Origin of the sequence: uncultured Cyclobacterium sp. (assembly GCF_963976465.1) — a bacterium.
Taxonomy (GTDB): domain Bacteria; phylum Bacteroidota; class Bacteroidia; order Cytophagales; family Cyclobacteriaceae; genus Cyclobacterium.
Window position 1 is genome coordinate 1 of the sequence record NZ_CAXBOC010000200.1, and the last position, 9,007, is coordinate 9,007.

Consider the following 9,007-nt stretch of genomic DNA (forward strand, 5'->3'; position numbering starts at 1 on the left):
ATAAATTCCATCCTTCCCCATTTTGTCATAGGGCAAAAGAGCAGTTTCTGCCCGACTAACTTTACCAACCAGGATTTCATTCATCCCGGGTAATCCTAAGTCTCGCTTTACCGGTAAGTTTGCGCCGGAAATTTCAAACAAATAGTGTTGCAGTACCTTGGCTCCCTTAATTTCCTCTAGGGTAGGTTGTACTGGAATAATGATGGTAAAATCAGATTTTCGGTTTTTGACCAAGGTTAGTTCTTGCGCCAAGCCGGTGGTGAAGAATGAAATTGCTAATAAGAGTCCAATCAATGTTTTCATAGGAAATTTGGGGCTACTGACAGAATAGAATACAATGAAATATACAACAGAGGAAGGAAAAAAGAGAAATTTACTTAAAAAAATAAAAAGCAGACCTAAAAGAACAGGCACAATACTTGATTCTAACTTGTTAAGTTAAACCTAAAAGCACATAATTCATGTACAAACCGATATTGATTCCACTTGTTTCCCTCCTATTTTTTATTGCTATTCCGCTTAAAGCTCAAATCACGATTGATGCGGAAACAGGGCTGGCATTTCCGGGTTATAATGATGTGTGCATACCCAATAATTCCGGGACTTTGTTCAGTTTTGAAGATGATTTTGAGGCTGAAGGGCCGGTTATTCCTTTTCGGGTAAGACTTGGGTATACCTTTAAAGAGAAAAACCATATTTATGCATTGTATGCCCCGCTAGGAATAAATTACAATGGCACAGCAAACAAAGACATCAACTTTCAATCCAGTGTTTTCACCCAAGGGGAAGCTTTGGATGGCTATTACAAATTCAACAGTTACAGACTGACTTATCGCCGAGACATTATCTCTTCAGGAAACTGGCTTGTAGGAATAGGCTTCACCGCCAAGATCAGGGATGCTCAGGTCCGGTTGGCCAATGAACAAGGGCTGGAGGACAAAAAGGATGATTTGGGTTTTGTTCCACTTTTGCACTTATATACTGCCTATGACTTGGGTAATGACCACCTAATTTATTTTGAAGGGGATGGTCTCGCAGGAGGCCCGGGAAGGGCTTTCGATTTATTCTTAGGCACCAAACTCCCTATCACAGATCATTTGGCCCTAAAAGCCGGCTACCGATATTTGGAAGGGGGAGCAGATGTAGATGAAGTCTACAATTTCACTTTGGTCCAGTTTGCAGTGGCAGGTTTGATTATTCAGTTATAATCTTATTGAAAAATCCTTTCATTCAACTTCACCGGCTTGTTGGGTTTGTTTTTCATACAAGGCAGCATAGGTCCCTTTGGCAGCCATTAAATCTACATGTTTTCCTTGTTCTACAATCTCACCATCATCCAACACCAGAATTTGATCGGCAAGCTTTGCTGAGGACACCCGATGGGAAATGATAATGGAAGTTCTATTTTTCATTATCTTTTCCAAAGCATTTAAAATAGCGTTTTCTGTTTTGGTGTCAACCGCAGAAAGGCAATCATCCAGCAATAATATTTTAGGGGATTTCACAATGGCTCTGGCAATGGAAACCCTTTGTTTCTGCCCACCCGACAAAGTGATGCCTCTCTCGCCAAGTCGTGTGTCGAAGCCTTGAGGGAACTCGATGATGTTTTCATAAACATCCGCATCTTTTGCCGCCTGTTCGATTTGCTCCATATCTAGTGATTTGCCCAGACCAAAACCAATATTGTTAGATATAGAGTCACTAAATAAAAACACATCCTGAGGCACATAACCTATTTGTTCTCTCAAGCAAGCAATATCATAGCGCTTAATATTCAAGCCATCTAAAAGAATTTCTCCTTCATCTGCATCATACAAGCGCATCAGGAGATTGGCCACGGTGGATTTTCCTGAGCCTGTTGTCCCTATAATGGCCAATGATTTTCCAGCCTTAATCTCAAAACTTATATGATTTAATGCTTTAATGCCCGAATCCGGATAAACAAATGTGAGCTTTTCTACTTTTATATGTCCTTCTACATCCTTTACTAAATTCTCGGTACTTAAAACATCATTTTTCTCATCAAGAAATTCATTGATTCTTGTCTGGGAAGCGGCTGCCCTTTGCACGATACTTGTTACCCAACCCAAAGAGGTCACCGGCCAAGTTAGCATATTGACATATAGAATAAACTCTGCTATTACGCCATAACCTATAGCCCCTTCAATTACTTGAATCCCTCCAACATACACGGTTATTATGGTACTCAGCCCTATCAATGCCATGATTAACGGAAAGAAAAGAGATTGAACTTTGGTGAGGGAAATGGATTTGGTTTTATAATCTTCACTGGCTTTTTGGAATTGATTGGCACTATCCTTTTCCCTCACAAATGATTTAATCACCCGAATGCCAGAAAAAGCTTCCTGTACAAAAGTGCTCAACCCAGACATGCTCCGTTGAATCTTTTCCGAACGCTTATTGATCATATTATTGACCAAATAAATACTGATTGACAATACTGGCAATGGCAAAAGGGAATAGAGGGTCAGTGGTACATTAACTGTGAGCATATAACCAATTACCATGGGAAACAACACAATCAAATTGATCCCATACATCAAGGCGGGGCCTAGATACATGCGCACTTTTGAAACATCTTCTGTGATTCTTGCCATCAAATCCCCCGTGCTATTTTGTCTAAAAAAACTTAGGGGTAGGGATTGATAATGGGCATAAATCTCATTCTTCATATCATATTCTATCAACCGAGACATCGCTATGATGGTTTGGCGGATCAAAAAAAGGAATAGGCCTCGAAGAAGCGCCATGGCCAAAATAAGGATACCGAAAATAAAAATGTACATTAAAAACTCAGACCTTGCCAGCTCTCGTACAACTCCCCCCTCATCATATAACTGATAATAGCTAAAGCTTTCCACCACGTAATCGATGGCAATCCCCACTAATCTCGCAGGAATTATTACAAAAAAGTTTGAAATAAATGTAAATACGATACCTAATAAGAGGTATAGCTTGTATTTGAATAGATACTTATTTAATCTCCAAAGGGGCTTCACAAAATAAAAGACTTTTTAAACCACAATATCTTTTACAATATTATGTTATATTGCAAATGAAAGGCAGGTGAAATACATAAAATTTTGTACACACTTGTTTTTTAACTGAACTCAAATATAACATATTATAAACATCAAAGTTCAATGGAGGCTACCAAAACAGAGGAAAAACCCAAGATAAATGAAATCTATGCTCAGATAGAGGAAATGGAGCATGAGCAGTTGGTCATATGCTATGACAAGCCAACCGGACTCAAGGCCCTAATAGCCATTCACAACACAGTACTAGGTCCATCTTTGGGCGGAACCAGAATGTGGCATTATACCAATGAAGCAGATGCGATAAAAGATGTATTAAGGCTTTCTCGGGGAATGACCTTTAAGGCATCCATTTCCGGATTAAATATAGGCGGAGGAAAAGCAGTTTTAATAGGAGATCCCTCCCAGAAATCGGAAGCTTATTTGAGGCGATTTGGCCGATTTATTGAAAGTTTAGGTGGTCGCTATACCACTGCAGAAGATATGAACACCCACACGGCAGACATGGAATACATTGCCATGGAAACAAAACATGTGACGGGCTTGCCTGAAAGTAAAGGTGGCGGAGGCGACCCATCTCCTGTCACTGCCTATGGCACCTACCTCGGAATGAAGGCTGCCGCCAAACAAGCCTATGGGAATGATTCTCTTGAAGGTAAAAAAATATTAATCCAAGCTGCCGGTCAAGTAGGCAAGCATTTGGCGGAACATCTGAGTAAAGAAAATGCAGTTTTGATGGTCGCCGATATCAACACAGAAAAGGCGGCAAAGGTGGCAGCTACAACCAAGGCAAAAGTGGTGAAAGCCGCTGCTATTCATGAAATCCCTATGGACATATTTGCCCCTTGTGCCATGGGAGGTCAACTGAATGATACAAGCATCCCCCAATTCACCTGCGATATAGTGGCAGGCGCAGCCAATAATCAGTTGGAAAATGAGCAAAGACACGGGCAAATGCTTTTGGATCAGGGTATACTCTATGCACCGGATTTTCTGATCAATGCCGGTGGATTGATGAATGTTTACCAAGAGTATCGAGGCAATTACTCAAAGGCCTTGGCCTTGGAAAAAGCAGAAAAGATATATGGAACCTGTTTAGAGGTATTCAATCTTGCTACTTCCAGAGGAATTTCTCCGCATGAAGCAGCTCTCCAAAAAGCAGTAAAAAGAATACAGGATATCGGGCAATTAAAAATGTCATGGTAAGCACATTCTTTTTTACTGCATGAAAGATCAAATATTTGTCCTTTGCAGGTACATTTACTAATTTGCAGGAAAATTAGTTTTGGCGAGGAATGGATGCTTCTGTCCTTCCTGTCAATAAACACTTATCACGTTCTTTAATTTCAGTTAATGTTAAATAGGAGAATCCTCAGAGTAAAAGCATTTCAGACGTTATATGCTTTTCAACAGTGTAAGCATTCCAATGCAAATTTGGCACAAGACTTCATAAAAGAAGCTTTTTTGCCCGACCTTAATTCTATGGAAGTTCAAGACAGGGCTTTGCTTAAAAAGGAAGCTGGCCGATGTATTGAAGTTTTTACCAAAAACATAGATAAGGTTCAATTATCATTGGACAAAAGTGACAATGAAAAGGTAAAAGAAACAGCAGTGAAAGCCATTAGCTTTTATAATAAGAGCAACAAAAAAGATCAAGAGTTCTTGAGAACCAATATGTTGGCAGCTGTAGAAAATATTCCTGCATTGTATTTATTTGCCATTAGCATGTTGGTCGGTTTTGGGGAACATGTTAGGAAAGAGAAGGTCAAAAAGAGAAAATTTGAAGAGCAACCTGTAGTTCAGCAAGATTCTGCCTACAATCTTGGTTCCAATAAAGTATTGGGAATAATCGAGCAAAATCATTCATTCAAGAAGGAATGTCTTAGATTTGAAGTAGATATCGAGGAATTGGAGTTAGAAATCAAGGAATGGTATAGAGAACTGGTGAAGCCGCATGAAGACTACCAAAAATACATGACCATAGAAAATCCAAGCATCGAGGATGACAAAGAGATTTTACTGACTATACTAAAAAAGATTATTTTTAAAAAAGAGGCAATATTAAGCTTCTTTCAGGACAAGGACTTGAATTGGACTGAAAACAAATCCATTGTGAGAAGTTTGTCTTCCAAAGTATTGAAGACCATTACGGGCACTGAGGATGAGTCCGAGGAAATTCTTCCTGAATTGGCATTAAACTGGGAAGAAGATAAAGAATTCTTTCAAGAAATATTTAACCTCACGGTAGCTTCAGAGAAGGAGTACAGTGAGTTAATTGCCACTACAACCAAAAACTGGGATGTAGAGCGAATTGCTTTAACAGATAGAGTAATACTAATAATGGCTTTATCAGAAATGGTGAATTTCTCAAGTATCCCGACTAAGGTATCCATTAATGAGTACATAGATATTTCTAAAACCTATAGTACTCCTAAAAGTAAACAGTTTGTAAATGGACTTTTGGATACTTTATCAAAAGAATTAACCGAAAGCGGAAAAATACGTAAGAGTGGTAGAGGTCTCATAGATAATAAATAAAATATAAAATGGGTAAAAAAAGTAATTCAATATTCGCATTTGCTCTAGGAGCAGGATTGGGTGCTACGCTAGGGGTGCTTTTTGCCCCTGATGCAGGAAATAATACGCGAGATAAATTATCCTACAGGTTAGCAAAATATCGCAATGAACTGGAAGACCTAATCAATGAGATGGTAGATGAAAAACACCTGCCAGATAATATTGCTAGATCTGAAGGAGATAAAGTCATTACGGAAGCAAAATCCAAAGCAGAGAATTTGCTTAACGACGTCAATAAACTTATTGATCAAATCAACAACGACAACAATAAAAATTAAAACAGTCTATTTATGAAGTATTCTAATCTTTCAGTGTGGCTATTGGGCCTCACACTGATAATGGCGGGAGCCTGTAGTGAAAAAGGAAGCGGGAACGATGATAAAATACAGGAACTGGAGCAAAAGATTTCTCAGCTTGAACAAAATCAGGTGGTCACTCCTTCTACTGCCCAAAATGTACAGCCTGCAGACCCTGCCACTGTAGGAGCCTTTGGTTTTGAAGAAGAAATCTTTGATTTTGGCACCATTGACGAGGGAAAAGTAGTTGAGCACGTTTTCAAGTTTAAAAATGAAGGGCAAGTGCCTTTGATTATTTCCAATATTCAGGCTTCTTGCGGCTGTACTAGTCCTGAATGGTCAAAAGAGCCCGTTAAACCGGGTGATGAAGGTTTTATTAAAGTTGTATTTAACTCCAGAGGAAAATCCGGTGTTCAAAGTCCAACAGTTACAATTCAAGCCAACACTTCTCCAAGTGTAACAAGATTAAGGCTAAAAGGAACAGTTAATAGATCAACAGGAACATCCACCACACCTAGTGCAGGTCCAGTAAAAAGATAAAAATGTATAATTCAATATTACTTCAAGTAGACGGTGCTGCAGGTAGTGGCATCATGGGTCAGGTATTTCTTTTTGGCAGTATCATTCTAATCATGTACTTCTTCATGATCAGACCTCAACAAAAAAAGCAAAAAGAAACCACCAAATTTATCTCTGAAATTAAAAAGGGAGAACAGGTAGTTACCGTAGGTGGAATCCATGGTAAAGTATATGCCGTGGAGGGAGACATTGTAACAATCGACCTCGACAAAGGAATGAAAATACGAGTGGAGAAATCCGCCTTGTCTCTTGATTACACAAAAAAATTATCCAGTGAAAAATAATTTTCTGTACACTTGAGTACACTTAGTAACTATTTCCGGAAATTTAGACCAGATAAAACTTCCAATTTGAAGGTGGTAGTATTGTGCGTTGTCACTGCTACCACCTTTTGGTTACTCAATGCTTTAAATAAAGACAATTATACCACCATAGTTAACCAGCCTATATCCATTGATTATGATGAGGAGGAATACATGGCGGTGAAACCTTTACCACAGGTAATTAAAATAGAGATCAACGGAAATGGTTGGGATCTTTTAAAAAAACACTTAAACATAAGCCAGAACCCGCTGGAAATCACCCTTGACGACCCCTCCCACCAACCTTATCTAGTAACAGAGCAAATCAGTCAGCAAATGGCTGAACATATTTCAGCCACCAATTTGGTGCGAATTACCCAAGACACTTTATTTTTTAATATTGATAAGATCGTATCTAAGAAAATTAAAATAATTCCTGATACATTGCCCAATACCCTTGCCGAAAATTATGATTATGCCTCCCCAATTTTGGTAGACCCTGAATTTGTAACAGTGAAAGGGCCAATTTCTGTCATCGAACAATTTGATGGCAAACTAATGGTGCAACTGGGAGAAAACAATATCAAGAACCATTATTCCAAATTATTGCCTCTGGAACTGGACAAAACCAAAAGGAACTTTTTACAATTAGAAGAGGAAACCGTACAAATAAGCTTTCAGGTAGTCGCTTTTATCGAGAAAAAGTTAGAATTAAGCATTGATCAATTGTATTTCCCCAACAATGTAAGTACCAATAGTGCGACAAACAATGTGAGTGTTCAACTATTGGTGGACGAAAGAAAACAGGGTGAGTTGGAATCGCTAAACCTTAAAGCAATATTAAATTACAACAATAGAAATAGGGAAGACAGCTCCATCGCTGTGACTTTGAATGTAAATCCCGCTTATATCCGGGAGGTATCTTTCACACCAAGCAGTTTTGATTTGATCTATGAATAAGAAAAAACCTTTGCTTGTTGGGATTAGTGGAGGAATAGGTGCAGGAAAAACTTTGATTTCAAAAATATTTTCCCTCCTTGACCTTCCAGTTTACAATGCTGATGAGCGGGCCAAATGGCTTATGATTTATCACCAAACCTTGAAAAAAAATATATCGAAGGAGTTTGGCGAGGAATCCTATGACAAAGATGGAGGGCTGAATCGTTCCTACTTGGCAAATATCATTTTCTCTGACCCCGAAAAAACCTCACGAATAAATGAACTGGTTCACCCTGTAGTTGGAGAAGACTTTAAACGATGGGCAGATAGCCAGCACACAGCTTATGTATTAAAGGAAGCGGCTTTATTGTTCGAAACAGGTTCTTATAAATCGCTGGATGCTACAATTCATGTTACTGCTTCGGAATCTATTCGAATAGAAAGGGTCAAGTCCAGAGATCCCCAGCGTAGCACAACACAAATCCGACAAATAATTCAGAAACAATTTACTGACAAAGAAAAAAATAAACTGGCAGATTTTTTAATTACCAATGATGAATCCACCTTGGTAATCCCTCAAATAATAAAAATCCATGAGCATTTGCTTAGCAGGGCCAATTAAATTTCACTCAGGCTGATTTGATCCAGGTAGAATTTCATTCGAGAATGCCTGTGATTTAAAAAATCTATTTTATCAATTCGATCCTGCTTATGGTTATAAAAAACCTCAACATATTCATTACCCAATAAGTACAAGTTTACTTTATGGGTATAGTACCGAATGGCCACCACAAAGGTGCCTTCTGTGTACAGCTTTTGTGTTTTCTTTTGGATACTCAGCCTGTTAAAGTCCTCTTTACTCATCAAATGCTTTGTTAAAGTGATTATATTAGGCTTTTGGGTAAAATGCAATTCAATTAGGGGTGACCACTGTTTTCTGATGAATAAAATTAAAAAATTTAATCAAAAATTGCATCCTTAGAGCAAAGTAATTTGATTGAATTAAACTAACTTAACATTTTTAAACTCAAATAGTGCTACAGGTTTTCCTGCTTCATTAAGCCTGGTTTGATCCGCTCCTTAAAAAAAATCGAATGAACTCTGGCAGATTAAAAAAGAAACTGAAAACGAAAAGGATACTATTGCTAGGTTTAGGGAATTTGGAAACAGCAAAATAAATTAGGTTTTAACAGTAATAGGGTAATAGCGCTTGTCATCTTTCCCTATAGCATAGAGGCGATAGACAATAGGCTTT

The 9,007-nt window shown here is 38.4% G+C and carries 10 protein-coding genes and 1 pseudogene; 8 read left to right on the top strand and 3 right to left on the bottom strand.

Annotated elements, in window-relative coordinates; translation table 11 throughout:
* Positions 1-303 (bottom strand): annotated as a pseudogene (locus AAC037_RS12425) (DUF4838 domain-containing protein); the annotation flags it as partial.
* Positions 304-461: 158 nt separating this feature from the next.
* On the opposite strand from AAC037_RS12425, the gene AAC037_RS12430 reads away from it, so the two are divergent.
* Entirely contained in the window at positions 462-1,208 is a 747-nt protein-coding gene (locus AAC037_RS12430; protein ID WP_339903298.1) for a hypothetical protein, read from the top strand.
* A gap of 18 nt (positions 1,209-1,226) precedes the next feature.
* Here AAC037_RS12430 and AAC037_RS12435 read toward each other — a convergent pair whose 3' ends face one another.
* Positions 1,227-3,020, bottom strand: coding sequence for an ABC transporter ATP-binding protein (locus AAC037_RS12435; protein ID WP_339903299.1), 1,794 nt, complete (start codon positions 3,018-3,020; stop codon positions 1,227-1,229).
* A 144-nt stretch (positions 3,021-3,164) separates the two neighbouring features.
* On the opposite strand from AAC037_RS12435, the gene AAC037_RS12440 reads away from it, so the two are divergent.
* The 7 genes from AAC037_RS12440 to coaE all read left to right on the top strand — a co-directional run bounded on the left by AAC037_RS12440 (position 3,165) and on the right by coaE (position 8,374).
* Complete coding sequence (locus AAC037_RS12440) at positions 3,165-4,265, top strand: Glu/Leu/Phe/Val dehydrogenase dimerization domain-containing protein (protein WP_339903300.1); 1,101 nt, start codon at positions 3,165-3,167, stop codon at positions 4,263-4,265.
* Between the two features lie 147 nt (positions 4,266-4,412).
* Positions 4,413-5,597, top strand: coding sequence for a transcription antitermination factor NusB (gene nusB, locus AAC037_RS12445; protein ID WP_339903301.1), 1,185 nt, complete (start codon positions 4,413-4,415; stop codon positions 5,595-5,597).
* Positions 5,598-5,605: 8 nt separating this feature from the next.
* Entirely contained in the window at positions 5,606-5,914 is a 309-nt protein-coding gene (locus tag AAC037_RS12450) for a YtxH domain-containing protein (protein WP_303614049.1), read from the top strand.
* A 12-nt stretch (positions 5,915-5,926) separates the two neighbouring features.
* On the top strand, positions 5,927-6,472 hold the full coding sequence (locus tag AAC037_RS12455) for a DUF1573 domain-containing protein (RefSeq protein WP_339903302.1): 546 nt from the start codon (positions 5,927-5,929) through the stop codon (positions 6,470-6,472).
* Between the two features lie 2 nt (positions 6,473-6,474).
* Positions 6,475-6,795, top strand: a complete 321-nt coding sequence (yajC, locus tag AAC037_RS12460) for a preprotein translocase subunit YajC (protein WP_339903303.1) — start codon at positions 6,475-6,477, stop codon at positions 6,793-6,795.
* 72 nt (positions 6,796-6,867) lie between these two features.
* A complete protein-coding gene (locus AAC037_RS12465) occupies positions 6,868-7,773 on the top strand; it encodes a YbbR-like domain-containing protein (RefSeq protein ID WP_339903306.1) in 906 nt (301 codons plus the stop codon).
* The gene (gene coaE / locus AAC037_RS12470) at positions 7,766-8,374 is read left to right on the top strand and encodes a dephospho-CoA kinase (protein WP_339903304.1); all 609 of its coding nucleotides are present in this window, start codon (positions 7,766-7,768) and stop codon (positions 8,372-8,374) included. The genes AAC037_RS12465 and coaE overlap by 8 nt, the downstream gene beginning before the upstream one ends.
* On the opposite strand, the gene AAC037_RS12475 is transcribed toward coaE, so the two are convergent.
* Positions 8,371-8,616, bottom strand: a complete 246-nt coding sequence (locus AAC037_RS12475) for a hypothetical protein (RefSeq protein WP_339903305.1) — start codon at positions 8,614-8,616, stop codon at positions 8,371-8,373. The two genes, coaE and AAC037_RS12475, sit on opposite strands and share 4 nt — an antisense overlap.
* Positions 8,617-9,007 lie beyond the last annotated feature (391 nt).